Origin of the sequence: Nocardiopsis sp. MT53, assembly GCF_019598965.1 — a bacterium.
Lineage (GTDB): Bacteria > Actinomycetota > Actinomycetes > Streptosporangiales > Streptosporangiaceae > Nocardiopsis > Nocardiopsis changdeensis.
Genome location: NZ_CP080599.1, coordinates 2,132,196 through 2,158,862, shown reverse-complemented (window position 1 = coordinate 2,158,862; position 26,667 = coordinate 2,132,196). Strand labels below are relative to the sequence as shown.

Here is a 26,667-nt window from a genome sequence, read left to right as displayed (position 1 = left end):
CGTCCGCCCCGGGCCCGCGCCGCGCCCGCCTCGGGCGCGGCGCGGGCCCGGCGGCGGGCTCAGCAGCGGCCGCGGTCGGACCAGGGGCCCCAGAGCGTGCCGGAGTCGGGCTCGTTGTCCTGGTTCCACCAGCGGGACTCGTACTCGCGGCCGTTGTGGCTGACCCGCTCCCCCTCCTCGTAGGTGGTGCCGGGGCTCCAGGCGGGCGCGGAGCAGGAGTGGTCGTCCCAGCCTCCGCCCTGGCCTCCGCCGTGCCCGTCGTTGTGCCCGTCGCCGTCCCCGTCCTCGGACTCCTCGTCGCGGTCGCCGCCGGACTCCTCCGAGGGGGTCTCCGACGGGGACTCCGAGGGCTCCTCCTCGGGCTCCGGGCCGGTCGAGACGGTCACCGAGACCTCGCCCTCCTCGGGCAGGATCGACCCCGGCTCGGGGTTCTGGGCGCTGACCCCGCCCGGTTCGACGGTCTCGTGGTGCTGCTCCACGACCACCGCTGTCAGGCCGACCCGGGTGAGGGCGTCCACGGCCTCCTCCTGTGTCATCCCGTCCAGCGAGGGGACGATGACGCCCTCGCTGACCCGGATGACCACCGGGTCCTCGCGGTCGCCCTCCCGGCCCGCGGCGGGCTCGGTGGCCAGGACGGTCCCCGGCAGCTGCTCGGCCGAGTGCTCCTGGACGACGTCGATGCGGGTGAACCCCGCCTCGCGCAGCAGGTCACGGGCCTCGTTCTCGGTGTCGCCGACCACGTCCGGGACGTCCGCGTGGCGGGGTCCGACGGACAGCGCCAGCATGACCGCGTCGCCCTCGGCCAGGACGGCGCCCGGACCCGGCTCGCTGCCCGCCACCCCGCCCGGCTCGACGGTGTCGTGGTAGGTGTCACGGAAGCGGACCACCAGCCCCAGGCCGAGCGATTCCAGCCGCGCCTCCGCCTCCTCCGCGGCGACCCCCGCCAGGTCGGGGAGGGTGGCCTCGGGCTCGCGGGGGAACAGCGCCCACCCGGTCGCGAACAGGGCGGCGACCAGCAGCACGGCGGCCGCCAGCACGGGGACGCGGCGCCGCAGCGGCCTGCGGCGGGGTGCGGGGAGTTCGGCGGCGGCGATCGGGATGGGACGGGTGGTGTCGGCGCCGCCCTCCTCCAACGGCCGGGACAGCGACCGCATCACCTGCTCGACCAGGGTGAGGTACTGGCCCGCGTCGCGGGGCCGGTAACGCGGGTTGGGGTCGGTCGCGTTGGCGACCAGCATGTCCAGGTCCGGCGGCAGGGAGTCCACCAGCGCCGAGGGGCGCAGCGGGCGCGCCTCGCCGGGGTCGGCCGGCTCGCCGGTGATGAGCGCGTGCAGGAGCAGGCCCACCGCGCGCACGTCGGTCCGGGTGTCGGGGGCCTCGTCCTCGGCGGCGTCGAAGAGGAGCGGGAAGCCGGTGATGCCCGCCCTCCCGTCGTCGCCGACGACGACCCGGTCGGGGGTCAGGGCGCCGTGCACGATCCCCTGGGCGTGGGCGGCGTCGAGCGCCTCCAGGACGGAGGCGATGACGGTGAGCGCCCGGTGCGGCTCGTGGACGGGGAAGGCGCCGTCCAGGACCTCGGCGAGGGGTTCGCCGCGGAGGTACTCGTTGACGGCGTAGACGCGGTCCCCGTCGCGGCCGTGGTCGAGGAACCGGGCCAGGCCCGGGTGGGAGACGGCCTCCAGGTGCTGCGCCCTGCCGCGGAAGGCGTGCACGGCCGGCGCGTCGCCGACCAGCCACGGGTGCAGGACGGTGACGACGACGGTCGTCCCGGTGGCGCGGTCGTGGGCCGCGTAGGCGCTCCCCGAGGCATCACTGCGAAGGCGCTCCCCGAGGACGTAGCGTCCGTCCAGGACCGCGCCGGAGTGGGGATCGGGGGTGGGGGTCTCCATGAATCGGAATTGTACGGGCCGGAATTCCGGAATTCGGCTCTGATTTCACCCCGTACCGGTTCGCTCACCCGACCCCCCGGCGAAGGCCGGAACGGTAATGTCGGCGCTGTCCGCCCTTCCCCCGAACCGTTGCGAGGCGACCGTGCAGACCCCGCCCACCGGAAGCATCGAGGACCGCGCCCTGGGCGTCCTGCTGGGCGCCGCCTGCGGCGACGCGCTGGGCGTGCCCTACGAGTTCGGCCCCACGCTGTCCGAGCGCCGGGTGCCGGAGATGATCGGCGGCGGCCTGGGCCCCTACGCGCCCGGGGAGTACTCCGACGACACCCAGATGACGGTGTGCATCGCCCGTGCGCTGCGCGACCACGACGACCCGCTGTCCGCCGGGGCGCTGCGCGCGACCGCCGACGCCTTCCTGGAGTGGGCGAACGGCGGGGCCACCGACATCGGCAACCAGACCCGCCGGGTGATGGACGGCGCCGGGGGCGCCTTCCGCCGCCCCGAGGTCGCCGAGGTGATGGCGGCGTACGCCGCGTCCATGTTCGAGGAGGGGGTGGCGAGCGCGGGCAACGGGTCGCTGATGCGCACCGGGCCGCTGGCCCTGGCCTACCTGCGCGACCCGGAGGGGCTGGCCCGGGCCGCCGACGCCTACAGCCTCCTGACCCACGGGGACCCGCTGGCCTCGCAGGCCTGCGTGCTGTGGTGCGAGGGGATCCGCCGGGCCGTGCTGGAGGGCACCCTGGACGGCGTCCGCGACGGGGTGGAACTGCTGCCGGAGGACGCGCGCGGCCGCTGGAAGTCCTGGCTGGACGAGGCGGAGTCGGCGGCGCCGCACACGTTCGCGAACAACGGGTTCGTGGTGAGCGCGCTCCAGGCGGCGTGGTCGGCCCTCACCCGCAACCCGGAGGGGTACGTGGCGGCCGTGCACGCGGCGGTGCGGGCGGGCAACGACACCGACACCGTCGCGGCGATCGCCGGTGCGCTGGCCGGGGCCCGGTGGGGCCTGTCGGGGATCCCGGCGGGGTACGTGTCGGCGGTGCACGGGTGGCCCGGGTACCGGTCCGACGACCTGGCCGGACTCGCCCTGGAGATCCTGCGGCGGCATTCCGCGTCGTAGGTCCCTAGGCTGGGGCCGTCCGGAACACGAAACGAGGAGCATGCCCATGTCCGTGTCGTTGAACTGGGTGGACGCCGGCGAGCAGGAGCACCTGATGGCCGCCCCCGTCCGGGAGGCCGTCCGGGGCCGCGCCGAGGTGCGGGTCGCGCCGATCGACCCGAACCTGGCGGACACCGCGGCCTTCTGCACCCACTACGGGATGACACTGGAGACCAGCGCGAACTGCGTGGTGGTGGCGGCCAAGCGCGGCGGCGAGACCACCTACGCGGCGTGCATGGTGCTGGCCACCGACCGGGCCGACGTCAACGGCGTGGTCCGCCGCCACCTGGGCGCGCGCAAGGCGTCGTTCGCGCCGATGGCGGAGGCCACAGGGCTGACCGGGATGGAGTACGGCGGGATCACCCCGTTCGGGCTGCCGCAGGAGTGGCCGATCCTGGTGGACGAGGCCGTGGCGGCCACCCCGTACGTGGTGGTGGGCAGCGGGCTGCGCCGGTCCAAGCTGTGGGTGCCGGGCAAGCTCGTGGCCGCCCTCCCGGGCGCCGAGGTCGTCCCGCTCGCCCAGCACTGACCCGCGGCCCGGCCCGGGTCCCGCGGACCCGGCGGACACGTCGTGGACCTCACCCCCGATGAACCCGCCCGGCCCGGGTCCCGCGGACCCGGCGGTGCGCCCGGTTCCGGCCGGGCGGCCCGGCCCCGGGTCCCGCGGACCGGGAGCGGACACGACGCCGAGCAGCACGAGGGCCCCGCCGCGGCAGGGGAGTCCCCGGGCCCGTCCACAGGCTGTGGACGGACCCCGCCGGACGACCCGGCCCGGGACCCGCAAGCCGGGGACGGTCACGGCGCCGAGCGCCAAGGGCTCCCCACCACGGCGGGGGAGCCCTCGGGCCCGTCCACAGGCTGTGGACGGGCCCCGCCGGACGACCCGCCCCGGGACCCGCAAGCCGGGGACGGTCACGGCGCCGAGCGCCAAGGGCTCCCCGCCACGGCGGGGAGCCCTTGGCGCTGTCCACAGGCTGTGGACGGACCCGGCCGGGCGACTCAGGGCCGGTCCTCGACCTCCGCGACCCAGGCCGTCTCCACGATCACCGAGTAGTGGTTGACCAGGGGCAGCTCCACCCCCTCGGGCTGCTCGTACTCCGACTCCACCGCGACGACCTCGAAGTAGAGCGGCATCCCGGTGTCGGCGTCGAACATGATCCGGCGCTCCAGGGTCTCCTCGCCCTCCTCCTCCACCAGGAAGAGCTCGCCCTCGCGCCCGTACCGGTCCTCGGACGGGCCCGCGTAGAGCACCCCCTCGTGCCCGGCCAGCACCCGCAGCACGGCCGACTGGACCCGCGGGTCGACGGGGGCCTCGGTGTACAGGCTCTGGAGCGCGTAGAACAGGGTCGCCTCCGGCGTGTCGGCGTCGAACCCGGCCCCGTCGACCAGCTGCTCCTCCAATTCCTTCGGGTCGGTGGACAGCGTGTCCGGCTCCCAGGTGAAGAACATCCCGTCTCCGCCCTCGCCGTCCCCCCATTCGAAGCGCTCGGTGCCGTCGCCGAACAGGAAGCCCAGCGGGCCCTCGTCGCCGCCGACGTGCTCCGGCTCGCGGGGCACGGACAGCTCCACCCCGGACTCGTCGGGGGCCCGCCACACGCTGCGCTCCTCCGGCAGGATCCCCCAGCCGGCCCGTCCGCTGTCGACGTCCTGCGAGTACGTGAACGTCCACTCCGAGGTCCGCACGTACGCCACGTCCCCGTCGCGTGCGGGCGGCTCCGCCGCCGCGGCGGCGCGGGCCAGGTCGAGCAGGTACTCCCGCCCCCCGGTGCGTTCGGAGGCGGGCACGTCCAGCGGGGCGGGCGGCGGCTCCGCGTGCGCGGGCCGCCCGCTCTGGAGCGACACCGGGACGACGACCGCGACGGCCGTCAGCGCGGCGGCCACCCCGATGAGCGCCGGGCGCAGGAGGCGGCGGGACCGCGCCGGGGAGGTGCCCCCCGGCCGGTGCCCGGCGGCGATGACCTCGATCCGGGACAGCTCGCGCGCGGCCGCGTCCTCCGGATACCCGGCGGCCGGGTCGTGCCCGGCGAACAGGCGCCGGACGGCGGCGACGTCGTCGTTGAACGCGGTGTCCTTCATGGGTTCTCCTTCAGGGCGGTGCGGGCGGGGGTCCGGGGGGCGGCCACGGGGCGGCGCGCCCCGTCGGGGGGCGGATGGTCCAGGAAGCGCTCGATCCGCCGCCGCGCCCGGTACAGCCGCACACGGGCCGTGGCGGTGGTGCAGCCCAGCACTCTGGCGGCGTCGCGCACCTCCAGTCCCTCCCAGGCCAGGAGCATGATCAGCTCCCGGTCGGTCTCGCCGAGCCGCCCCAGCGCCCGCAGCGCGCTGTCGCGTTCGGCCACCGCCCCGGTCGGGTCCGGCGCGCCCGGCTCCCGGTGGTCGCCCTCGGGGAAGGGGGTCGACATCTCTCCTTGTCGCCTCAGCTCCCGGAACCGGGCCCGCACGATGTTGCGGGCCACCCCGTACAGCCACGGCAGCGGCTCGTCCCGGGGCATCCGGTCGAACCGGCGCCAGGCGACGGAGAAGGTCTCCGCCGCGACGTCGTCGGCCGCGTCCGGGCCCAGCCTCCGCAGGGCGTAGCGCCGGACGTCGTCGTAGTGGCCGGCGAAGAAGCGGGTGAACAGTCCACCCGCTCCCTCCTCCGTGTCATCGCCGCTCATCCCTCTCCTCTCGGTGTGCCTTCACCCCTCTTCTGTCGGCGGCGGGCCGTTCATTACACGCCATTTTCGAGATGTCGACAGAACCACCTGTCCGCACGTCCACATGGTGGGAAAACGCAGGTGGTGGCGGACGCGACCGGCCCGGCACTATTTACTGAACGATCGGTCTGTAATACTGTGCCGGAAGACACTCAGCCCGAGGAGAGGACCGTCAGGTGTCCGAAGTACTGCAGAGCTACGCGCTGGGATCGTGGTTCACCCCCGCCGACGGGGGCGAGCCCCTCGCCGACGCGAACACCGGTGAGACCGTCGCCCGCATGTCGCAGAACGGCCCCGACGTCTCCGCCATGGTCGACTACGCCCGCACCGTCGGCGGCCCGGCGCTGCGCGCCCTCACCTTCCACCAGCGCGCGAACCTGCTCAAGGCCCTCGCCCAGCACCTGATGCAGTACAAGGACGAGTTCTACGCGCTCTCCCACCGGACCGGCGCCACCAAGCGCGACAGCGCCGTGGACATCGACGGCGGCTTCGGCACCCTCTTCAGCTTCTCCAGCAAGGGCCGCCGCGAGCTGCCCAACTCCACGGTCATCCTCGACGGCCCCCTGGAGCGGCTGAGCCGCGAGGGCACCTTCGCGGGACAGCACGTCTACACCTCCCGGCCCGGCGTCGCGGTGCAGATCAACGCGTTCAACTTCCCCGTGTGGGGCATGCTCGAGAAGCTCGCCCCGGCGTTCCTGGCCGGGCTGCCCAGCATCGTCAAGCCCGCCGCCCAGACCGCCTACCTGACCGAGGCCGTGGTCCGCAGGGCCGTCGAGTCGGGGATCCTCCCCGAGGGCTCGCTCCAGCTGCTCGTCGCCGGGCACCGGGGGCTGCTCGACGGCCTGGGCCCGCAGGACATCGTCGGCTTCACCGGCTCGGCCGCCACCGGCGCCATCCTGCGCAACCACCCGAACGTGGTCAGCGGCGGCACGCAGCTGAACGTCGAGGCCGACTCCCTCAACTGCTCCATCCTGGGCCCGGACGTCACCGCCGAGGACCCCGAGTTCGACCTGTACATCAAGCAGGTCGTCACCGAGATGACCGTCAAGGCGGGCCAGAAGTGCACCGCCATCCGCCGTGTCATCGTCCCCGAGGCGATGGCCGACACCGTCGTCGAGGCCCTGAAGGAGCGCCTGGCCAAGGTCGTGGTGGGCGCCGCCGACCACCCGGACACCCGCATGGGCGCCCTGGTCTCCCTGGCCCAGCGCGACGAGGTCCGCAAGGCGGTCAAGGCCCTGCGCACCTCCTGCGAGCTGGTGTACGGCGACCCCGAGCTGGTCGAGGTCGTGGGCGCCGACGCCGAGTCCGGCGCGTTCATGTCTCCGATCCTCCTGCGCGCCGAGCCGGGCGCCCGGGAGCCGCACGAGGTGGAGGCGTTCGGCCCGGTCAGCACCGTCATCACCTACGGTTCGGTGGCCGAGGCCGTCGAGCTGGCCGCCCTGGGCAAGGGCTCCCTGGTGGGCTCGCTGGTCACCCACGACCCCGACGTCGCCCGCGAGGTCGTCCTGGGCGTCGCCCCCTGGCACGGCCGCATCCTGGTGCTGGACCGGGACGACGCCAAGGAGTCCACCGGCCACGGCTCCCCGCTGCCCGTGCTGGTGCACGGCGGCCCGGGCCGCGCCGGCGGCGGTGAGGAGCTGGGCGGCGTGCGCGGCGTCAAGCACCACATGCAGCGCACCGCGATCCAGGCCTCGCCGGACATGCTCACCGCGATCACCGGACACTGGACCACGGGGTCCAAGAGGAACACGGGCGACGTCCACCCCTTCCGCAAGAACCTGGCCGAGCTGCGGATCGGCGACACCATCGAGTCGGCGGAGCGCAGGGTGACCCGCGCCGACATCGACCACTTCGCCGAGTTCACCGGGGACACGTTCTACGCCCACACCGACGAGGAGGCCGCCGCCGCCAACCCGCTGTTCGGCGGGATCGTGGCGCACGGCTACCTGGTGGTGTCGCTGGCCGCGGGCCTGTTCGTGGACCCGGCCCCGGGCCCGGTGCTGGCCAACTTCGGTGTGGACAACCTGCGGTTCCTCACCCCCGTGAAGGAGGACGCGGTCATCAGGGTGACGCTGACCGCCAAGCAGATCACCCCGCGCACCAACGCGGAGTACGGCGAGGTCCGCTGGGACGCCGTGGTCACCGACCAGGACGGCGAGGCCGTCGCCACCTACGACGTGCTCACCCTGGTCGCCAAGGGCGACGAGGAGGCGTAACGGCGAAGAGGCATGGCGGTGTATCGCCGTGTCGACATGGCGGTGCCCCCGGCCGACCGGCCGGGGGCACCGCCGCGTCCGGGGCCGCACCGGGCGGCGCGCGGCCTGCGGGCACCGGTGGCCCCGCGGCCGCGGGGCCGACCGTCCGGAGGCGGCACCCCCGCCGCACGGAAGAGCGCCCCGGGGGGTGCCGACTCCTCCCGGGGCGCTGTCGTGGGACCCGCTACAGGCGGGCGATGGCCGCGGCGGGGTCCTCGATGGCGTCGGCGACGACCCGCATGAACCCGGCCGCCGCGCCGCCGTCGCACACCCGGTGGTCGAACGCGAACGACAGCTGGGTGACCTTGCGGACGGTCAGCTCGCCGTCCACCACCCACGGGCGGTCGATGATCCGGCCGATGCCGAGGATGGCCACCTGCGGGTGGTTGATGATGGCGGCGCTTCCGTCGACCCGCAGCGAACCGTAGTTGTTGAGGGTGAAGGTGCCGCCGGTCATCTCGGCCGGGGTGGCCCGGCCCGCGCGGGCGGCGGCGGTGAGCCGCTTGATCTCGGTGTCCAGCTCGGCGGTGGTGAGCCGGTGCGCGCCGAGCACGGCCGGCGCGACCAGGCCGCGGTCGGTCTGCACGGCCAGGCCCAGGTTGATCCCGTCGTACTGGACCAGCTCGCCGCGCTCGGTGTCCACCAGCCCGTTGAGCTCGGGGTGGGCGCGCAGTCCGGCCACAGTGAACCGGGCGACGTAGGACAGCAGCCCCGGGCCGTCCGGGTGGGCGGCGCGCAGGCGGACCAGCTCGGTGGCGTCGACGTCCACCCACACGGTGGCCTCGGGGATCTCGCTCCGGCTGCGCGAGAGGGCGGCGGCGACGCTCTTGCGGAACCCGCTCATGGGCATCCTGGCGGACTCGGCCAGCCCGGTGCGCGGGTCCACGGCGCCCGCCGGGACCGGGGCCGGTGCCGGGACCGCCTCGGCGGCGGGCGCGGCGGCGGGCGCGGCGACCGGGGCCCGGGCGGCCTCGATGGCGGCGAGCACGTCGCGGCGGGTGATGAGCCCGTCCTGGCCGCTGCCCTCGATGTCGGCGACGCGCAGGCCGGCCTCGCGGGCGAGCCGTCTCACCAGCGGCGAGGTCACCAGCGGGACGCGGCGCGCGGCCGGGGATTCGGGCGCGACCGGGGCCGCGGGCGCGGCGGCGGGCGCCGCAACGGCCCCGCGGGGCCGACGGCGGCGCCCCCGTGCCCCCGCCTCCGGGGTGCCGTAGCCGATGAGGACGTTGCCCGAGCCGCTCCCGGCGCGCTCCTCCTCGCGGTACCGCTCACCGGCCGCGGACACCGCGGCCGGCTCCGGCACGGCGGGCGCGGGGGCGGCGGGCTCGGAGGGGGCCGCCGGGGCCTCCGCCTCGTCGGCGACGCTGATCAGCACGGAGCCCACCGCCAGCACCTCGCCCTCGGCGCCGTGCAGCGCGTGCACCACCCCGCCGTAGGGGGTGGGCACCTCCACGATCGACTTCGCGGTCTCCACCTCGGCGATCGGCTGGTCGATGGCGACGGTGTCGCCCACCGCGACCAGCCACTTGACCACCTCGGCCTCGGTGAGGCCCTCGCCCAGGTCGGGCAGTTCGAAGGTGCGGATCGTCACTGGTCGTCCTCCCACTGAAGGTCGTCCACCGCGTCGAGGATGCGGTCGACGCTCGGCAGCTGGTGGCGCTCCAGCTTGGGCGGCGGGAACGGGATGTCGAACCCGGTGACCCGGCGCACCGGGGCGGCCAGGGAGTGGAAGCAGCGCTCGGTCACCCGGGCCACGATCTCCGAGGCGACGCTGGCGAACCCGCTGGCCTCGGCGATCACGACGGCCCGGCCCGTGGAGCGCACCGCGGCGCACACGGTCTCGTCGTCGAAGGGGACGATCGAGCGCAGGTCCACCACCTGGAGGCTGCGGCCCTCCTGGGCGGCGGCCTCGGCGGCCTCCAGCGCGGTGGGCACCGAGGGCCCGTAGGCGATGAGGGTGGCGTCGGTGCCGGGGCGGCACACCACCGCGGTGCCGATGCCCGGGCGCGAGCCGTCCCCGGGGTCGAACTCCTCCTTGGCCCAGTAGAGCTTCTTGGGCTCCATGAACACGACGGGGTCGTCGGAGGCGATGGCCTCGCGCAGCAGGTGGTAGGCGTCCGCGGGGGTGGCCGGGGTGACCACCTTCAGGCCGGGGGTGTGGGCGTAGTACGCCTCGGAGGAGTCGCAGTGGTGCTCCACGCCGCCGATGCCGCCCGCGTAGGGCACCCGGATGACGATGGGCAGGGAGACCCGGCCGCGGGTGCGGTTGCGCAGCTTGGCGATGTGGCTGACGATCTGCTCGAACGCCGGGTAGGCGAACGCGTCGAACTGCATCTCGATGACGGGGCGCATCCCGTTCATCGCCATGCCCACGGCCAGGCCCGCGATGCCGGACTCGGCGAGCGGGGTGTCGAAGCAGCGGTCCTCGCCGAACTCGGCGGTGAGGCCGTCGGTGATGCGGAAGACGCCGCCGAGGGGGCCGACGTCCTCGCCGAAGACGTACACGGTCTCGTCCTCGGCCATGGCGTCGCGCAGCGCCCGGTTGAGGGCCTGGGCCATGGTGAGCTTGGTGGGATCGGTCGCCATGGGTCAGTCGCTCTCTCTGCTCAGTTCGTCGGCCAGGACGGCGGCCTGCTCCCTCAGCTGCGGGGTGGGCTCGGCGTACACGTGGGCGAACAGTTCGGAGGGGTGGGGGTCCTCGTCCCGGGAGATGCCCTCGCGCATGGCGGCGGCGACGGCCTCGGCCCGCTCGGTGATCTCGTCCCGGCGCGCCTTGGTGAGCACGCGCTTGCGCTTGAGCAGCGCCTCCAGCCGCGTCAGCGGGTCGCGGGCGACCCACGGGCCGACCTCGTCGCTGTCGCGGTAGCGGGTGTCGTCGTCGGCGTTGGTGTGCGCCTGCATGCGGTAGGTGTGCGCCTCGACCAGCTGCGGGCCCGCGCCGGAGCGGGCGGCCGCGACGGCGGCGTCCAGCACGGCCAGCACGGCGGCGGTGTCGTTGCCGTCGACGCGCTCGCCGTTGACTCCGTAGCCGATGCCCTTGTGGGCGAGGGAGGGCGCGGCGGTCTGCCGGGCGAGGGGGACGGAGATGGCGTACTCGTTGTTCTGGACGAAGAACACGACGGGGGCCTTGAGCACGGCGGCGAAGTTCAGCGCCTCGTGGAAGTCGCCCTCGCTGGTGGCGCCGTCGCCGCACAGGGCCATCACGACGGTGTCCTCACCGCGCAGGCGGGCGGCGTGGGCGACGCCGACGGCGTGCAGCAGCTGGGTGGCGAGCGGGGTGGCCTGCGGGGCGACCCGGTGCTCGTAGGGGTCGTACCCGGCGTGCCAGTCGCCCTTGAGGAGGGTGAGCACCTCGACGGGGTCGACACCCCGGGTGACGACGGCGACGGTGTCCCGGTAGGTGGGGAAGAGCCAGTCGTTCTCGCCCAGCACGAGGGAGGCGCCGACCTGGCAGGCCTCCTGGCCGTGCGAGGAGGGGTAGACCGCCAGGCGGCCCTGGCGGACCAGGGCGCCGGCCTGGTCGTTGACGCGACGGCCGACCACCAGGGCGGTGTACGCGGCGAGGAGACGTCCGTTGTCGGGGAAGGGGAGGGTCGGGTTCTCGACCGGCCTCCCCGACTCGTCGAGCAGCTGCACCGGCTGCTCGGAGGGGAGCAGGTCCCGGTCGTCGGCCATGCCTCTGCCTCCATATGTCGAGAGTCGGATGTGTCGAAGGTGACGTGTACAGACATATGGTGAGGTTTCTTGCCATCTGTTCGCCATAGGCGTGCCGAAGTCGAGAAAACGTCGTAGATGACACTGGATTTTGTAACCATTCGTCCAGATATGTGACCCGGGACACGCCCCCGGATGGACATGTGGCCGACACTCCCGGTCACCCCCGCGCGCCCGCCCACCTGCCGGAACGCCGCGCCCCCGGGGCCCCGGGCCGGGACGGGGTCCTAGCATGCGTGGCAGGGTGTGACACGAGAGGAACGAGGTACCGGTGAGCGACGACCGCGAGACACTCACGTACGAGCTGTTCGGCACCGCGATGCGGGAGCTGGCGCAGGAGATCGCCGACGACGGCTTCGAGCCCGACATCATCCTGTCCATCGCGCGCGGCGGACTGTTCGTGGCGGGCGGCCTCGGCTACGCCCTCGGCGTCAAGAACCTCCACGTCATGAACGTGGAGTTCTACACGGGCGTGGGCACGACCCTGGACATGCCGGTCATGCTGCCGCCCGTCCCCAACGTGGTGGACCTGAGCGACAAGAGGGTCCTGGTCGCCGACGACGTCGCCGACACCGGCAAGACCCTCAAGCTCGTCCACGACTTCTGCGCCGAGCACGTCGCCGAGGTGCGCAGCGCGGTCATCTACCAGAAGTCCCACTCGCTGATCGACTGCGAGTACGTGTGGAAGCGCACCGACCAGTGGATCGACTTCCCGTGGTCGGTGCTGCCCCCGGTGGTCTCCCGCGAGGGCCAGGTCCTCGACTCCTAGCTCCGGGGCGGCGCGGGTGCGCGGCGGGCCCGTCGTGCCCCCGCGCCCGGAAGGTCCGGGACCCGGAGGACGGGCACCGGTACGGAGGCGGGCACGGGCCCCGGGCAGGGGGAGGAGGACGCGGCAGGCCTCCGATACGGGTCAGCCCCGGCCGGTCAGGACGCGGCGATGCGCAGCCGCTCGGCCAGCCACAGCGGGACGTTCACCGAGGACCGGGGGAAGTACCGCAGGTCGAGGGCGTGGTCGAAGGCGGTCGGCGGCAGGGAGAAGGCGGGTTCGCCGTCCCGGTCGTAGGAGACCCGCCACCCGGAGGACGGACCCACGACGATGTCGACCGTGAACCAGGCGCCCCGCTCCTCGACGTAGGTGGCCGAGCGCAGCACCTCCAGCGCGGCGCGCAGGTCCCGGTCCACGGGCAGATCGCGGTCGCCGTCGGGCCGGGCAGCGGTCAGGGTGCCGCCCGCGTACCCGGCCAGGGCGCGGTAGGTCAGGCGCAGCCGGGACCACTCCAGGCCCCGGGCCAGGCAGCGCATCCGGTCGGCGATGTCGTCGAGCAGGGCGACCCGGCGCGCGAGGGGGAGCCGCAGCGGCGGAACGCTGGGGCGGTCGGGCGGGCCCGGCCAGGGCGGGTCGTCGGCGGCGCGGTCGGACAGCAGGTCCGCCCAGGAGGGGCGGCGGGAGGGGGCCCGGCGGGCCATCTCGGCGCGCAGTCCGTCCACGTCGGCGGGCTCGCCGGTGGGGTGCGCGAATCCCAACTCGCGGACGTCCTCGTCCACCGGCCCGGGCATCCACTCCGGCCAGTGGTCGTAGGCGCGTTCCAGGGTGACGCCCTCGCGGGTGACGGTCAGGCGGGCGAAGAGCCACCGCCCGTCCGCGCCGCCCTCGTCCAGGCGCAGGCGCTCCAGGACCGCGTGCATCCCGGGATCGGCGGCGACGGGGACCGGGTCGTCGTGGAGGAGGCCGTGCGGGTGGGGGGCACGGTAGAGGAGGACCCTGCGGTCGGTGTCGCCGAGCAGGTGGCCGCGGACCAGGGCCGCGGCCCGGGCCAGAGCCTCCTCGGCACGGCCGTCCGGCTCGGCGTCCGCCGCCAGGGCGGTGACGGGGTCGCCGCGGCCGGGCAGTTCGCGGGCCGCGCGCATGGCGTCTCCGAGCAGCAGCATCAGGGAGCGCCCGCCGATGGCGGGGTGCGCGGCTGTGGGCCGGGAGCCGCCCGGCTCCATCTCCTCGGGCTCCCGCTCGCCGGTGAGCCCGAGTCGGCGGGCCAGCGCGAGCCCCGCGGCCGGGTCGGCGTCGTCGCGGGCGGCGTGGTCCAGGACCCCGGTGAGCGCGTCGGCGTCCAGGGTGCGCTCCCGGGCCCGGGCCGCCAGGTCGGCCACGGCCTTGCGGGCGGACACGGTGTCCGCGGGGTCGGCGGTGTCCAGGGCGGCGCGGACCACCCACTCGGTGAAGTCGTCCAGGTCGGCGCACCAGCCGACGGTGGCGGCCAGGCCGTCGTCCGCCCAGTCGTCGGGGTAGGCGGCGCGCGCCCACTCCCCGTCCCACCAGTAGGCGAAGTCGGGGCGGGGCCGCTCGGCCAGCCAGTCCCAGGGCAGCGTCTCGGGTGCGCCCTGGAAGGGATCGATGGGCCGGGTCCGGGCCCGCTCCCCGGCGCTCTCGGGGTCCTGCCCGACGAGCAGGAACCCGCCGCCGGCCACCCGGGCCAGACAGAAGCGGGATCCCAGGACCAGCCGGAAGTGGACGGCGGCGGGTCCGGGGACGCACTCGGTCAGCCCGAGCCCGGCGCAGACGGACGCGTAGGCCCCGACCCGGGCCCACAGGACCTCGGGATGGGGCAGGTCGGAGGGCAGTCCTGGCTGGTGGAACACCGTGGCGCCTTTCCTGGGGGAGCCGTCCCGCACATTGTTCCCCACCGGGTACGGGGCGACCCCGTATTGTGCCGCCGTGTCACGGCCGGTGTTTCACGTGAAACACCGTCCGCCCGAGCGGTATGCCGGGACGGACGCGGCCCCGGCCGGGAGCGGGCGCCGGGCGGGAGCGGGCGCCGGGCGGGGCGAACCGGCGCCCTCACGCACCGGTCCGCCCCCATCCTCGGGTCAGGCGTGGGTGTCCTCGGGGATCTCCGGGGTGATCGAGTAGTCCCGGAACACCGCGCGGAACCCCTCCCGCTGCGGCGAGCAGCACATGACCCCCACCCGGCAGGTCCCGCCCAGCGGCAGGTGGGCCAACCGCAGCAGCCGCCACGCGCCCCAGCCGTCGAGGTACTGGACGTTGACGGTCTCGCCGGTGCGGATCGCCCGGATGGTCACCGGGGGGAAGGAGCCCCCGGTCCGGGGCAGGGAGACCACCGACCAGTCGGAGTGGCCGCGGGTGACCACGGCACTGACGTTGAGCCCGCCGCCGACGAACTCGGTGCCGGTCTTGATCCAGTTCTCCTCGTCGGCGCGGAGCATCAGGCCGGCCTGGTCGTACTGCTCCAGGTAGTCGCCGTCGAACGTGACCTGGACGGTGAAGTCCCCGGTGGCCTCGGCGGACAGGAAGTGGCCGTCGTCGTGCACGAACCCGTAGTGGGTGTGCCGCCAGAAGTCCTTGCGGTCCCCGGTGGTCACGGTGAGGACGCCGTCCTCGACCGTCCAGGACGGGGGCTCGTTCATCCAGGCCATGTCGGTGAACACGGTGGCGCCTTTCGTTCAGGGGTGTGGGAGCGCTCCTGTGAACGTCGGTACGACCCTATGTCGACAAGGCGCCGTGGCGAGAGGGGGACAAGGCGAGGGGGAGGCACGGCGACCTATCGCCGTGCCTCCCCCCAGGGAACGGGTCAGGCGGCCTTCTCGGCCGTGTCGGCCCCGTCGTCGTCGACGTGCAGGTCGACGCCCATCTTCTCCTTGACCAGCGAGACCCCCAGGAAGGAGATCGCGGCGGCGACGACCATGTAGACGCCGATGCTCCAGGAGACACCGGTGTTCTCCAGCAGCATCTGGGCGATCATCGGCGCGAAGGCGCCGCCCAGGATCGCGCCCAGGGCGTAGCCGATGGAGACGCCGGAGTACCGGATCTCGGCCGGGAACATCTCGGCGTACAGCGCGGACTGGGGCCCGTAGCTCAGGCCCAGGGTGAGGCAGAAGACGAAGACGCCCACGAAGTACATGAGGACGTCGCCGGTGTCGACCAGGAACCACATCGGCACCGCCCAGGCGGCGAGCAGGACGTAGCCGATCTGGAAGGTGCGCACCCGGCCCCAGCGGTCGCTGACCCAGCCGCCGTACAGGGTGGAGATGAGCCAGCCGAAGGAGGCCAGGGTGGTGGCCAGCAGGACCGGCCCGCGCTCCATGCCCAGGGCGGTGGAGGCGTAGGTGGCCAGGAAGGCGATGACCAGGTAGCCGGCGGCGTTGTTGGCGAGGAAGATCAGCGCGGAGAGCACGACCTCGCGGGTGTTCTTGCGGAACAGGGTGCCCAGCGGGGCGGAGGACTTGGCGCGGCGCTTCTGCATCAGCTCGAAGACCGGGGACTCCTCCACGGACTTGCGGATGAGGTGGCCGATGATGATCAGCAGGAAGGACAGCAGGAACGGGATGCGCCAGCCCCAGGCGAGGAAGGCGTCCTGGCCGATGATCACGGTGATGAGCCAGACGACGAAGGTCGCCAGGATCATGCCGCAGGGGACGCCGATCTGCGGGTAGGCGCCGAAGAAGCCGCGCTTGTTCACCGGCGCGTGCTCCACGGACATCAGGGCCGCGCCGCCCCATTCGCCGCCGGCGGAGAAGCCCTGGAGGATGCGCAGGGCGATGAGCAGGATCGGGGCGGCGATACCGATCTGGGCGTAGGTCGGCAGCAGGCCGATGAGGCAGGTGGCGATGCCCATCATGACCAGCGTCGCGACGAGGACCTTCTTGCGGCCGAACCTGTCGCCCAGGTGGCCCGCCACGATGGCGCCCAGGGGGCGGAACAGGAAGGAGATGCCGATGGTCGCGAACGACAGGATCTGGGCGAGGCCGGGGTTGGACTGCTCCAGCGGTCCGAGGAACAGGGGCGCCAGGACGAGGCCGGCGGCCTGGGCGTAGATGAAGAAGTCGTACCACTCGATGGTGGTGCCGACCATGGTCCCGGCGAGGACCTTGCGCCTTTCCCTGCCATCCAGCGGGGCGGGTGCCGAGGCCGTGGCGTCGGATGTTGCCATTGCTGCTCCGTAATGTCTGCCGACCGGGGGTCGGTCACTGCCGGGGCCCGTGCCCGGCACCCGGGGACGGGGGGTACCGAATCGGCACAGGACGGTTGTGCCGAGACATAGGTCACGAGCCCTAGGACACTATGCCATGTGACCCACGGCATTATGAACAGCAGGGCGGAATCTTCCCTGATCAGGGCATGTGTACTGACCGAACGGTCGGTGAGTGTGCGAACACCGTCCGGCCATCGCCGCAGGCCGCGGGCCCGCGTCACCGCCCCCCGGGACAGGACCCGGAGAGCACGACGCGCAAACGCAGGCAGAGGCCGAGCAGGCGGAACGGCAGGGAGAGCTCCAGCGGGCCGAGGCCGGACGGAAGGGGGCAGTGGGCACTGCACGGGGAATCGCTCATGGTCGGACTGTACCCCCTGGGGGTATGAAGGGAACGCGAGGGGACGCACGGACGAGAGGGCTCGACGGCCCCGACCCCGGGCCCGGGCGCACGGCGGCACGCCCCCTTGTCGACACGCCGACAAGGGGACGAGGGGACACGTGGACGAGGAGACACGGGGACGGCCCGACCCTCCGATGGGGGACACTGGAACGGTGAGCACCGAGAACACCCGCCCCGGACCGCCCGCGCTGAGCGTCTCCGTCCTCGTGTTGACGCTGGCCCGCCGGGTGGAGGGCGAACTCGGCGCCGCGCTGGCCCCGCTCGACCTCACCGTCGCCCGCCTGGGCCTGCTCGGCCACATCGCCGGGGTGCCCGGCGTCTCGTTCAGCGACCTGGCCCGGATGTCGGGGATCACCGTGCAGAGCGCGCACTCGGGGGTGAAGGCCCTGGTCGCGGCGGGCCTGGTACACGACCTCACCGCCCGACCGGGGGCGGCGTCCAGCATCGAGGTGACCCGGCGGGGGCGCGAGCTGCTGGAGCGCGCGGGCCGGGAGATCGCACGGGTGGACGAGGAGCTGTTCGGGCCGGACGCGGACCCGATCCAGCAGCAGGTCGGCGCGGCGTTCCGCGAGGCGTTCTCCTCCCTGCCCCGGGACTGAACCTCCCCCACCTTCAGGGTGGCTGAAGCATGCTCTAGGCTTCAGGCAATCTGAAGGTTTTGTCACCGAGGAGCTCACCCATGGAAGACCTCCTGCTCTCGATCCACGTCCTGGCGGGCATCGTGTTCGTCGGCGGATCGGCGGTCGCCACCAGCCTGTTCCCCCGCTACGTCCCGGTCGCCGTCCCGGCGGGCGCCCCCGTCGAGGCCCCGGGGGACGGCGGCGGGCGCAGCCGCAACACGGCCCTCGCCCTGCACCGCATCACCCGCGTCTACGCGCTCATCGGCATCGTCGTTCCGGTGGTCGGCATCGCCCTGGCCCTGCTCCAGGGGCGGATGGCCGAGCTCTGGGTCAACGTCGCGATGGTCCTCACCGCGGCCGCGGGTGTGCTGCTGGCCTGGCAGATCCACCCCCGCCAGCGCGAGGCGCTGCGCGAGCCGGGGGAGAGGTCGGAGCTGGGGCGGCTGTCCATGTGGAGCGGGATCTACAACCTGCTGTGGGCGGTGGTGGTCGTGCTCATGATCGTCCGGCCGGGCTCCGCTGCCTGACCCGGTGTCCGGCGGCGGACACCTCCGGGCACCGCGGAGACGGCCCCGGGCGAACTCGATCCGGCCGACGGAACCCTCCGGGGCGCGTCCTCAAGGTCGCTCGGCCCGCGGGGGACCTGGGGCGGGCGCGCGGCCGCGCGCCGCGGGAGGGGAGGAGGCGGTACGCTCACCGCGCGACCCCGGGACCAGCGGGAACAATACCGTTGCCCGGTCGCGAGGGTCGCTGTTAGCGTCGCAGGAATGATCCCCGTGACGGAGAACGAGATCCGCGGCTCGTTCATCAACTGCTCCAAGGGCGAGGCCAAGCGCCTCTCCCTCCCGCGGGACCTGGACTCCCGGCCGTGGGAGGACCTGGACTTCCTCGGCTGGCGCGATCCGATGGCGCACGAGCGCGCGTACCTGGTCGTCGAGCGCGGTGACGGTCCGGTGGGCGTGGCCTTCCGGCTGACCGGCTCGGAGACCGGGGCCCGGCGGGCGCTGTGCTCGGTGTGCGTGACCAGCCGCCAGGGGCCCGGCGTGGCGCTCATGGTGGCACCGCGTGTGGGCAAGGCGGGCCGCGAGGGGAACACGGTGGGGCTGCACATGTGCACCGACTTCGCCTGCTCGCTGTACGTGCGCGGGCTCAAGCAGCCCGAGCCGGGCGGGCGCTTCGCGGAGACGCTCACCGTGGAGGAGAAGGTGAAGCGGCTGGAGGAGAACCTGCACGGGTTCCTGGACCGGCTGACCCGGGGGTAGACGTGTCGGCGAACGGGCATGTCGACTCACCGACACGCCCGTCCGCCTTCGGGAAGGGCCGGGGGTGCCCCTGTGCCGCCCCGTTCCCGGGGCGGCGGCTCACGCACCCCCGGTGCGGTCGGCCGCGTCCGGTGCGGGGACCGGCTCCCCGCCGCCGCGCGGCCGGCGCATACCGCCCTGGACCCGGGTGGCGGCGACCGCGAAGGCCGCGGTCGTCACCAGCGTGACGGTCGCCCACACCTGCCAGCCGCCCGCCGCCGACACGACCGGCGCCATCAGGACCGCGCCGAGGATGAAGATGCGGCTCACGAAGTGGTTGAGGCCGAAGGCGACCCCCTGCACGTCCGGGTGCACCGACTCCTCCGCGTACTCCGAGAAACTCGCCATCCACGGCCCGAAGACGGTCCCGAGGGCCACCCCCAGGCCGGTCAGCAGCACGACGACGAGCCATGCCGGAGCGCCCGCGCCCGCGCTCATCGTCAGCACCAGCGCCCCCAGCAGCAGCGTGGCCGCCACCGCCCCGTAGACCAGGAACGGCTTGCGCATCTGGAGCCTGTCGGAGAACCGGGCGAAGGCCAGCGAGGCCAGCAGGTTGCTCGCCCAGAAGCACATCACGACCGCGGACGCCATGCGCACCGAGATCCCGAAGTGCTCGGCCACCATCGCCTGCCCGTAGGCGTTCATGGTGGCGAGCAGCACGTAGAGCAGCGACATCGCGGCCACGTGCGCCCAGACGACCCGGTGCCCCAGCAGCATCCGCAGCCGGTTCCCGGAGGGTGCCGGGGCGCCCTCCCGGGTGGACCGCTCGCTGAGCCTGATGGTGCGCCGCAGCTCGGGGGACAGGTCGCGCAGGGTCAGGGCGACGATCGTGGCGCCGACGCAGGCCAGGCCCGCCATCAGGAAGATCTGCGAACGCCAGGAGTGGCCGAACAGGTCGAGCGTCAGCACCGCGACGGCCGCGGCGAAGAAGTTCGCCCCGACCGGCCCCCAGCTCCAGAACGCGAACGCCTGCGCCCGCCCCATCCGCGGCGTGAAGTCGCGGATCAGCGGCTGCGTCCCCGCCATCGCCACGCCCTCGACGAAGGCGAGCAGGATGCGCGCGGCGGTGAAGTGCACGACCGTCTGCGACATCGCCATGAACAGGCACGCCGCCGCGGACAGGAACATGAACGGCACCAGGATCCGCACCCGGCCGAACCGGTCCACCAGCTCTCCGCCCAGGTACCCGGACACCGCCCCGAAGAGCAGCGACGCCGCGGTGATCTGCCCGTAGGTCTGGAGGGACATGCCGATGTCGTCCAGCAGCAGGGGCAGGACCGGGGCGAGCTGCCCCTCGTAGGCGGAGATGAACAGCGCCAGGACGACGACGGCCAGCAGGAGGCGGCGGCGGGCTCCGGTGGGGTACTCGTGCAGGAGTCTTCGGTGCGAGGACACGGGACCGACCCTTCTCTAAATCCTGGACACCACGTCCAGGAATGGTCGAGGTGTCCAGAAGATAAGCACAGTGACCGGCGCCACACAACCCCCTGCGCCGCCCCTAGTCCGAGAAGGAGTCGAAACCCGACGCCCAGTAGCGCCCGCGCCGGGACAGCTCGACCAGCGTCTCCACGACCTGTTCGGTGTCCGGCCGGGGGGCGGGGGACTCCAGCCACCACAGCAGCACCGCGACCTGCTCGCCGACCCAGGCGCGGGCGATGACGCGCAGGTCGACGCGGGGGCGGGCGCCCTGGGCCCGGACCCGCTCGGCGAAGATGCCGTAGGCCGTCGCGGTCCACGCGTCGGTCAGCGCCCGCAGCCCCCGCCCGTCGCCCTCCCCCCGCAGGATCAGGCGGTACACGTCCGGCTCCTCCGCCGCGTGGCGGAAGAGCTCGGCCACCGGCCGCCCGGTGAACCCGACCCCCTCGCGGTCCAGCGGCGCCATCCGTTCGCGCAGCTCGTCCAGGACGACCTCGACCACGTGGTCGTACAGCGCCTCCTTGTCCCGGAAGTGCGTGTAGAACGTCGCCCGCCCGACGTCCGCGGCGGCGGCGATGTGCTCCACCTTGACGCCGGCGTACCCGCGTTCGAGCACCTGGGAGACGAACGCCGCCCGCAGCGCGGCGCGTGTCCGGAGTATCCGGCGATCCTCATGTGTCATGGGGCCTTTCTAGCAACCCCTCGACCGCTGGACACATCCTGGACATTGTGTCTAGTATCTCGATGCTCGCTCATCGACCTCTGGAGGGCCCGTGAACCTCGGTACCTACCTCACCCGAAGCGCGACCCACTGGCCCGAGGCGGAGGCCCTGGTGTCGGGGGACCGGCGCTGGAGCTACCGCGCCCTGGAGGAGGACGCCAACCGGCTGGCCTCCGCGCTCCTGGCGCGCGGCTGCGTCCCCGGCACGGCGGTCGCCACGCTGGCGAACAACCGCGGGGAACTGGTCGTCGCCGAGATGGCGATCTGCAAGGCGGGGTGCCTGCGCGTGCCGATCAGCGCACGGCTGGCGGCGGCCGAGATCGAACACGTCCTGCTGGACGCGCGGGTGCGCCTGGTGTTCGTGGACGCGGCCAACCTCGACACCGTGCGCGCCATCGTCGCCGCCCGCGCCCCCGACTGCCTCGTCGTCTCCTTCGACGACGGCGACCCCGCCTACGCCTCCCTCCTGGCGGAGGGGGATCCGGCCCCTGTGGCCGTCGACCTCGACCTCGACGCCCCGGCGGTGCTCAACTTCACCTCCGGCTCCACGGGCACGCTCAAGGCGGCCGTCCAGACGGTCGGCAACCGGCTGTCCAACATGCGCAAGCTGGCCATGAACCCGCAGGGGTCGGTGGGCCGGGACTCGGTCTACCTCGCCCCCGGCCCGATCACCCACGCCAGCGGCATGGGCATCCTGGGCTGCCTCTTCCGCGGCGCCGCCGTCGTCGTCCTGCCGAGCTTCGAGGTCGAGTCCTACCTCGACGTCCTCGAACGGGAGGGCGTCACCCACACCTTCCTGGTGCCGGTCATGCTCAACCTGGTGCTGGCCTCGCCGACCGCGCGCGACCGCGACCTCTCCCGCCTGCGCAGCGTCACGATCGGCGGCGCACCGGTGAGCCCGGCCCGCCTGCGCGACGCCGTCGGCCTCTTCGGCCCCGTGGTCAACCAGGGCTACGGACAGGGCGAGACCACGAGCGCCATCACCTTCCTCACCTCCGAGGACGTGGTGCGGGGGATCGAGTCCGACCCCGAACTCCTGCTCTCCTGCGGGCGCCCCGTCTTCGACACCGAGGTCCGCGTCGTGGACGACGCGGGCGCACCGCTCCCGGCCGGAGAGGTCGGGCAGATCGTGGCGCGCGGCCCCGACTGCGTGCGGGAGTACTTCCACGCCCCCGAGGCCACCGCGGAGACGTTCCGCGACGGCTGGGTGCACACCGGGGACCTCGGCTACCTGCGGCACGACGGCTACCTGTTCATCGTGGACCGCCAGAAGGACATGATCATCTCCGGCGGCTACAACGTCTACTGCACCGAGGTGGAGGCCGCCCTCTACGAGCACCCCGCCGTCTTCGAGGTCTGCGTGGTGGGCACGCCGGACGAGCGGTGGGGCGAGACGGTCAAGGCGTTCGTGGCGCTCCACCCGGGCCGGGAGGCCTCCGGCGACGAGCTGCGCGAGTTCTGCGCCACCCGGCTGTCCAGGGTCAAGCTGCCGCGGGTCGTTGAGTTCGTCCGACAGCTGCCGCGCAACCGCAACGGGAAGATCGACCGGCGCGCGCTCCGGCAGCGCGAGTGGGCCGGCGCCGAACGAAAGGTGGGGTGAGGGAACCATGGCCTTCTCACTGCGACCGACCTACGGGGACCGTCCGCACCTGGACGGGCTGGTCACCCGGCTCCGGGACTACCTGGACGGCGAACTCGCCGAATACGAGGCCGGCCTCGGCCTGGAGCACGAGACACCGCTGGAGCGGTCCGTACTGGAACCGGTGTGGCGGCGCAGCCGCGAGCTCGGCTTCTACGGCGTCCACCTGCCCGAGCACCTGGGCGGACAGGGGCTGTCCTTCACCGAGCTGGCAGCCCTCAAGGAGGAGGTGGGCGCCTCCGGCCGCGTCCTGGCCACCAGCGTGCTGGGCGACATGGGCGGTCCGCTGCGCATCGGCGCGATCTTCGAGCACGCGACCGAGTACCAGATCGAGAAGTACCTGCTGCCGGTCGTGCGCGCCGAACGGGCCTGCTGCTTCTCCATGACCGAGGACGACGCCGGCTCCGACGTGCGGCGCATGCGGACCACCGCGACCCCGGTTCCGGGCGGCTACCGGATCACCGGCCACAAGGTGTTCAGCACCGGCGGTACCTTCGCGGACTTCTCGATCCTGGTCGCCCGGATGGACGGCGCCGAGGAGGTCTACTCCGCGTTCCTCGTGGACCTCAACTCGCCCGGCTGCCGCGTCACCCCCGGCCGGGTGCCCCTGTCCGGGCAGAACATCGAGAGCGACGTCGTCCTGGAGGACTGCTTCGTCCCCGCGGAGAACCTGCTCGGCGAGGAGGGCCAGGGGCTGCGGATCAGCCTGGGCCGGGTCACCGCCAACCGGCTGCTGCACTGCCCCACCGCCCTGGGAGCGGCGCGGCGCGCGCTCGGCCTGGCCCTCGACTTCGCCGCGACGCGCCGGGTCTCGGGCGGCCTCCTGCTGGAGAAGCAGGCGATCCAGCACACGCTCGCCGACATGGCCACCGACTACTACGCGGCCCGTTCGATGACCTACGACGCCCTCGCCGCGCTCGACGCGGGCGAGCGGCCCCGGATCGAGTCCTTCATGTGCAAGCTGTTCGTGGCCGAGCGCGCCTTCGAGATCGCCGACCGCGCGGTGCAGATGCACGGCAAGGCCGGGATGGTGCGCGGGGCGCCGGTGGAGGTGATCTGGCGGCAGCTGCGCATGTTCCGGGTGCTGACCGGGGCTTCGGAGATCCAGCGCAACGGCATCGTCCGCGACCTGGTGAAGTCCGTGGGAGGTGCGGCATGACGCGCCCCGGAGACCCCCTCCCCGCCGAGGACGGGCAGGACCTGCGCGACGCCGGACGCGGCTTCCTGGGGACGCTCGAACCCGCCGTGGTGACCGACGCCGCCGGCGGCACGGTCTACGACGCCGACGCGTACGCGTTCCTGGACGGGCCCGCGCCCGCCACGGCCCATCCCGGCCTGTGGCGGCAGAGCGGGCTGACCGCGCGGCACGGCCTGTTCGAGGTCACCGAGGGCGTCTACCAGGTCCGCGGGCTCGACCTGGCCAACATGACCCTGGTGGAGGGCGCGACCGGGGTCGTCGTGATCGACACCCTGACCTCGGCGGAGACCGCCGCCGCGGCCCTGGCGCTCTACCGTTCGCACCGCGGCGACCGCCCGGTCACCGGTGTGATCCTCACCCACCCGCACGCGGACCACTTCGGGGGCTCGGCCGGAGTCCTCGCCGGGGCCGCCCCCGGAGTCCCCGTGCTGGCGCCCGAGGGGTTCATGGAGCACGCGGTCTCCGAGAACGTCCAGGCCGGCCCGGCGATGGCCCGGCGGTCCGGCTTCATGTACGGCACCGCGCTGGAGGCGTCGCCCGACGGCCACCTGGGCTGCGGCCTGGGACAGCGGCTGTCCACCGGCACCATCGGCCTGGTCGAGCCCACGGACTCGGTCACCCGCACCGGCGAGGTGCGCGTGATCGACGGCGTCGAGATCGAGTTCCAGCTCACGCCGGGGACCGAGGCCCCGGCGGAGATGAACATGTACCTCCCCGCCCGGCGGGCGCTGTGCCTGGCCGAGAACGCCGTGCACACGATGCACAACATCCTCACCCTGCGGGGGGCCCAGGTCCGCGACGCCCGCCAGTGGGCGCGCTACCTCACGGAGGCCCTGCACCTCTTCGGCCACCGCACCGAGGTCGCCTTCGCCACCCACCACTGGCCCACCTGGGGCGCCGACCGGATCGAGGAGTTCCTGACCGGGCAGCGCGACCTGTACGCCTACATGCACGACCAGACCGTGCGGCTGATCAACCGGGGCCTGACCCCGCGGGAGATCGCCGAGCAGCTCACCCTGCCGCCCGCGCTGGAACGGCGGTGGGCCAACCGCGGGTACTACGGATCGCTGAGCCACAACGTCAAGGGCATCTACCAGCGCTACCTCGGCTGGTACGACGGCAACCCCGCCCACCTGTGGGAGCACCCGCCGGTCGAGGAGGCGAAACGCTGGATGCGCCTGCTCGGCGGCGTTGACGCGGCCCTCGCGCACGCGGACTCCCTGGTCGGGGAGGGCGACCTCCGCTTCGCCGCCACCCTGCTCGACCACGCGGTCTTCGCCGACCCCGGCCACGAGGGGGCGCGGCGCCGCCTGGCCGACGTCTACACCGCGCTCGGCCACGGCTGCGAGAACGCCACCTGGCGCAACGCCTACCTCACCGGGGCCCGCGAGCTCCTCGGCGGCCCGGCCCCCCGCCGCGGCGGCGGTGGCCGCGGCATGCTGGCCGCGCTCGACGTCGGATCGCTGCTCGACTCCCTGGCCGTGCGGGTCGACGGGCCCGCCGCCTGGGACCTCGACCTGCGCGTGGACCTGCGGCTGACGGACCAGGACCGCGTCTGGCACGTGCGCCTGGCCAACGGCGTGCTGGTGCACCACCCCGGCGACACCCCCGACCCGCGGGCCGACCTGGTGGTCACCACGACGAGGCGGGGGCTGGTCGGCCTCCTGGCGGGCCGGGGGCGGGGGGACGCCGTGTACGAGGGCGACCCCGGGGTGCTCCGCACGCTGTTGGGCGTCCTGGAGGCACCGGACCCGGAGTTCGGAGTGGTGGTGCCCTGACGCGGACGCGGACATGCGGGCATGTCGACAGGTCGTCATGCCCGCATGTCGGGGAGTCGGCGCCGCCGGGGCGGTCAGCGGCCGCGGCCGTCCAGGGCGGCGACCTCGCGCACCGCGCCGGCGACGGCCCGGAAGTCCTTCCGGAGGATCGCGCCGTGGTTGCTCGGCACCTTCGCGAAGAGCCGGATGTTCTCGTTGCGCTCGTACACCGCGTCCATGCCGGCCCGGATGACCTCCTGCTCGTCGCCCTTGCTCCCGAAGGACGTCCCCGAGGCGAGGACGTACCGCGTCGGCACGGTGATGGAGTCCAGGACGGCGCCCAGCTCCTTCTCCCCGCCGAGCAGGCCGAGCTCGATGTTGCTCTGCGCCATCTGCTCGGCGTTCATCCGGGGGAGCAGCCCGGTGGGGCGCAGCAGCGGCCCGAGCAGGGCGACCCGCCGGAACATCACGCGGATCCGCTGCGCCATGGCCTCGTCCATCCAGTCGTAGGGCTGGGCGCCGTCGACCATGACCGCCCCGATCGCGCGTTCCGGGTTCCGGGCGGTCCAGTGCGACGCGACGTAGGCGCCGTAGGACCAGCCCACCACCAGCGCCCGCTCCACGCCCCGGGCGTCCAGGACCGCGGTCACGTCGCGGACGGCGGCCTCGAAGGAGTAGTCCGAGGAGGTCTCGGACCTTCTGCCGCGGGCGCGCTCGTCGTAGGTGATGTGCCGCCACTGCGGGCCGAGCTCGGCGATGGTCCGCCGCCAGTAGCCCTGGGTGGCGAACTGGCCGTTGAGGTAGACCACGGGGGTGCCGGTCCCGCCGGTGTCGGTCACGGCCAGGGCCGTGTCGTCCACCGGCACCATGCCGGTCCAGGGGGTCTCGGTGCGGATTCCGTTGTCGCCGGTCATGTTCCTTCT

General features: G+C 73.6%; 23 protein-coding genes. 10 read left to right on the top strand and 13 right to left on the bottom strand.

Going from position 1 to position 26,667, the window contains the following annotated elements:
• Positions 1-59: 59 nt before the first annotated feature.
• Positions 60-1,889, bottom strand: a complete 1,830-nt coding sequence (locus tag K1J57_RS09355) for a PASTA domain-containing protein (protein ID WP_220564049.1) — start codon at positions 1,887-1,889, stop codon at positions 60-62.
• A gap of 142 nt (positions 1,890-2,031) precedes the next feature.
• On the opposite strand from K1J57_RS09355, the gene K1J57_RS09350 reads away from it, so the two are divergent.
• Together K1J57_RS09350 and K1J57_RS09345 are read left to right on the top strand one after the other, a co-directional pair.
• A complete protein-coding gene (locus K1J57_RS09350) occupies positions 2,032-3,003 on the top strand; it encodes an ADP-ribosylglycohydrolase family protein (protein WP_255646928.1) in 972 nt (323 codons plus the stop codon).
• A gap of 46 nt (positions 3,004-3,049) precedes the next feature.
• Complete coding sequence (locus K1J57_RS09345; protein WP_220564047.1) at positions 3,050-3,571, top strand: YbaK/EbsC family protein; 522 nt, start codon at positions 3,050-3,052, stop codon at positions 3,569-3,571.
• 470 nt (positions 3,572-4,041) lie between these two features.
• Here K1J57_RS09345 and K1J57_RS09340 read toward each other — a convergent pair whose 3' ends face one another.
• Positions 4,042-5,118 (bottom strand): CU044_5270 family protein, encoded by a 1,077-nt coding sequence (locus K1J57_RS09340; protein ID WP_220564046.1) that lies wholly within the window; start codon positions 5,116-5,118, stop codon positions 4,042-4,044.
• A complete protein-coding gene (locus K1J57_RS09335; RefSeq protein WP_220564045.1) occupies positions 5,115-5,699 on the bottom strand; it encodes an RNA polymerase sigma factor in 585 nt (194 codons plus the stop codon). Before K1J57_RS09335 ends, K1J57_RS09340 begins: the two co-directional genes overlap by 4 nt.
• Positions 5,700-5,914: 215 nt before the next feature.
• On the opposite strand from K1J57_RS09335, the gene paaZ reads away from it, so the two are divergent.
• Positions 5,915-7,954: a phenylacetic acid degradation bifunctional protein PaaZ gene (gene paaZ, locus K1J57_RS09330; RefSeq protein WP_220564044.1), complete on the top strand. Its 2,040-nt coding sequence runs from the start codon at positions 5,915-5,917 to the stop codon at positions 7,952-7,954.
• A gap of 223 nt (positions 7,955-8,177) precedes the next feature.
• Here paaZ and K1J57_RS09325 read toward each other — a convergent pair whose 3' ends face one another.
• Genes K1J57_RS09325 through pdhA form a run of 3 tightly spaced genes read right to left on the bottom strand, consistent with a single transcriptional unit; the run spans position 8,178 to position 11,668 of the window.
• A complete protein-coding gene (locus K1J57_RS09325) occupies positions 8,178-9,584 on the bottom strand; it encodes a dihydrolipoamide acetyltransferase family protein (RefSeq protein WP_220564043.1) in 1,407 nt (468 codons plus the stop codon).
• Positions 9,581-10,579: an alpha-ketoacid dehydrogenase subunit beta gene (locus K1J57_RS09320; RefSeq protein WP_220564042.1), complete on the bottom strand. Its 999-nt coding sequence runs from the start codon at positions 10,577-10,579 to the stop codon at positions 9,581-9,583. The genes K1J57_RS09325 and K1J57_RS09320 overlap by 4 nt, the downstream gene beginning before the upstream one ends.
• 3 nt (positions 10,580-10,582) lie before the next feature.
• Positions 10,583-11,668: a pyruvate dehydrogenase (acetyl-transferring) E1 component subunit alpha gene (gene pdhA / locus K1J57_RS09315; RefSeq protein ID WP_220564041.1), complete on the bottom strand. Its 1,086-nt coding sequence runs from the start codon at positions 11,666-11,668 to the stop codon at positions 10,583-10,585.
• A gap of 310 nt (positions 11,669-11,978) precedes the next feature.
• Here pdhA and K1J57_RS09310 point away from each other — a divergent pair, with 310 nt between their 5' ends.
• Positions 11,979-12,476, top strand: coding sequence for a phosphoribosyltransferase (locus K1J57_RS09310; RefSeq protein ID WP_220564040.1), 498 nt, complete (start codon positions 11,979-11,981; stop codon positions 12,474-12,476).
• A gap of 155 nt (positions 12,477-12,631) precedes the next feature.
• Here the strand turns inward: K1J57_RS09310 and K1J57_RS09305 are convergent, their stop codons facing one another.
• The 4 genes from K1J57_RS09305 to K1J57_RS09290 form a co-directional block, all read right to left on the bottom strand.
• Positions 12,632-14,341, bottom strand: a complete 1,710-nt coding sequence (locus K1J57_RS09305; RefSeq protein ID WP_220564039.1) for a hypothetical protein — start codon at positions 14,339-14,341, stop codon at positions 12,632-12,634.
• 228 nt (positions 14,342-14,569) lie between these two features.
• A complete protein-coding gene (locus K1J57_RS09300; protein WP_220564038.1) occupies positions 14,570-15,148 on the bottom strand; it encodes a DUF1349 domain-containing protein in 579 nt (192 codons plus the stop codon).
• Positions 15,149-15,291: 143 nt separating this feature from the next.
• On the bottom strand, positions 15,292-16,650 hold the full coding sequence (locus K1J57_RS09295) for an MFS transporter (protein ID WP_220564037.1): 1,359 nt from the start codon (positions 16,648-16,650) through the stop codon (positions 15,292-15,294).
• 259 nt (positions 16,651-16,909) lie between these two features.
• The gene (locus K1J57_RS09290; protein WP_220564036.1) at positions 16,910-17,050 is read right to left on the bottom strand and encodes a hypothetical protein; all 141 of its coding nucleotides are present in this window, start codon (positions 17,048-17,050) and stop codon (positions 16,910-16,912) included.
• A 194-nt stretch (positions 17,051-17,244) separates the two neighbouring features.
• Between K1J57_RS09290 and K1J57_RS09285 the strand changes: the two genes are divergently transcribed.
• The 3 genes from K1J57_RS09285 (at position 17,245) to K1J57_RS09275 (ending at position 18,974) form a co-directional block, all read left to right on the top strand.
• Positions 17,245-17,691, top strand: coding sequence for a MarR family winged helix-turn-helix transcriptional regulator (locus K1J57_RS09285; RefSeq protein WP_220564035.1), 447 nt, complete (start codon positions 17,245-17,247; stop codon positions 17,689-17,691).
• Between the two features lie 80 nt (positions 17,692-17,771).
• On the top strand, positions 17,772-18,239 hold the full coding sequence (locus K1J57_RS09280; RefSeq protein ID WP_220564034.1) for a hypothetical protein: 468 nt from the start codon (positions 17,772-17,774) through the stop codon (positions 18,237-18,239).
• A 240-nt stretch (positions 18,240-18,479) separates the two neighbouring features.
• Positions 18,480-18,974, top strand: a complete 495-nt coding sequence (locus K1J57_RS09275) for an FBP domain-containing protein (RefSeq protein ID WP_220564033.1) — start codon at positions 18,480-18,482, stop codon at positions 18,972-18,974.
• A gap of 99 nt (positions 18,975-19,073) precedes the next feature.
• On the opposite strand, the gene K1J57_RS09270 is transcribed toward K1J57_RS09275, so the two are convergent.
• Together K1J57_RS09270 and K1J57_RS09265 are read right to left on the bottom strand one after the other, a co-directional pair.
• Positions 19,074-20,408: an MFS transporter gene (locus K1J57_RS09270; RefSeq protein WP_220564032.1), complete on the bottom strand. Its 1,335-nt coding sequence runs from the start codon at positions 20,406-20,408 to the stop codon at positions 19,074-19,076.
• 103 nt (positions 20,409-20,511) lie between these two features.
• Entirely contained in the window at positions 20,512-21,111 is a 600-nt protein-coding gene (locus K1J57_RS09265; RefSeq protein WP_220564031.1) for a TetR/AcrR family transcriptional regulator, read from the bottom strand.
• Positions 21,112-21,202: 91 nt separating this feature from the next.
• On the opposite strand from K1J57_RS09265, the gene K1J57_RS09260 reads away from it, so the two are divergent.
• From K1J57_RS09260 to K1J57_RS09250, 3 genes are read left to right on the top strand one after another with little or no spacing between them, the layout of a single operon-like run.
• Positions 21,203-22,750, top strand: coding sequence for an AMP-binding protein (locus K1J57_RS09260; protein ID WP_220564030.1), 1,548 nt, complete (start codon positions 21,203-21,205; stop codon positions 22,748-22,750).
• 7 nt (positions 22,751-22,757) lie between these two features.
• Positions 22,758-23,948 (top strand): acyl-CoA dehydrogenase family protein, encoded by a 1,191-nt coding sequence (locus tag K1J57_RS09255; protein WP_220564029.1) that lies wholly within the window; start codon positions 22,758-22,760, stop codon positions 23,946-23,948.
• Positions 23,945-25,765 (top strand): alkyl/aryl-sulfatase, encoded by a 1,821-nt coding sequence (locus tag K1J57_RS09250; protein ID WP_220564028.1) that lies wholly within the window; start codon positions 23,945-23,947, stop codon positions 25,763-25,765. Before K1J57_RS09255 ends, K1J57_RS09250 begins: the two co-directional genes overlap by 4 nt.
• Before the next feature lie 74 nt (positions 25,766-25,839).
• Here the strand turns inward: K1J57_RS09250 and K1J57_RS09245 are convergent, their stop codons facing one another.
• On the bottom strand, positions 25,840-26,658 hold the full coding sequence (locus tag K1J57_RS09245) for an alpha/beta fold hydrolase (protein ID WP_220564027.1): 819 nt from the start codon (positions 26,656-26,658) through the stop codon (positions 25,840-25,842).
• Positions 26,659-26,667: the final 9 nt, after the last annotated feature.

Excerpts from the sequence above, each read along its gene's own strand:
- K1J57_RS09355 (WP_220564049.1), bottom strand. The coding sequence starts at position 1,889 with ATGGAGACCCCCACCCCCGATCCCCACTCCGGCGCGGTCCTGGACGGA.
- K1J57_RS09345 (WP_220564047.1), top strand. The coding sequence starts at position 3,050 with ATGTCCGTGTCGTTGAACTGGGTGGACGCCGGCGAGCAGGAGCACCTG.
- K1J57_RS09340 (WP_220564046.1), bottom strand. The coding sequence starts at position 5,118 with ATGAAGGACACCGCGTTCAACGACGACGTCGCCGCCGTCCGGCGCCTG.
- K1J57_RS09335 (WP_220564045.1), bottom strand. The coding sequence starts at position 5,699 with ATGAGCGGCGATGACACGGAGGAGGGAGCGGGTGGACTGTTCACCCGC.
- K1J57_RS09320 (WP_220564042.1), bottom strand. The coding sequence starts at position 10,579 with ATGGCGACCGATCCCACCAAGCTCACCATGGCCCAGGCCCTCAACCGG.
- pdhA (WP_220564041.1), bottom strand. The coding sequence starts at position 11,668 with ATGGCCGACGACCGGGACCTGCTCCCCTCCGAGCAGCCGGTGCAGCTG.
- K1J57_RS09295 (WP_220564037.1), bottom strand. The coding sequence starts at position 16,650 with ATGGCAACATCCGACGCCACGGCCTCGGCACCCGCCCCGCTGGATGGC.
- K1J57_RS09290 (WP_220564036.1), bottom strand. The coding sequence starts at position 17,050 with ATGAGCGATTCCCCGTGCAGTGCCCACTGCCCCCTTCCGTCCGGCCTC.
- K1J57_RS09280 (WP_220564034.1), top strand. The coding sequence starts at position 17,772 with ATGGAAGACCTCCTGCTCTCGATCCACGTCCTGGCGGGCATCGTGTTC.
- K1J57_RS09275 (WP_220564033.1), top strand. The coding sequence starts at position 18,480 with ATGATCCCCGTGACGGAGAACGAGATCCGCGGCTCGTTCATCAACTGC.
- K1J57_RS09265 (WP_220564031.1), bottom strand. The coding sequence starts at position 21,111 with ATGACACATGAGGATCGCCGGATACTCCGGACACGCGCCGCGCTGCGG.
- K1J57_RS09255 (WP_220564029.1), top strand. The coding sequence starts at position 22,758 with ATGGCCTTCTCACTGCGACCGACCTACGGGGACCGTCCGCACCTGGAC.
- K1J57_RS09250 (WP_220564028.1), top strand. The coding sequence starts at position 23,945 with ATGACGCGCCCCGGAGACCCCCTCCCCGCCGAGGACGGGCAGGACCTG.
- K1J57_RS09245 (WP_220564027.1), bottom strand. The coding sequence starts at position 26,658 with ATGACCGGCGACAACGGAATCCGCACCGAGACCCCCTGGACCGGCATG.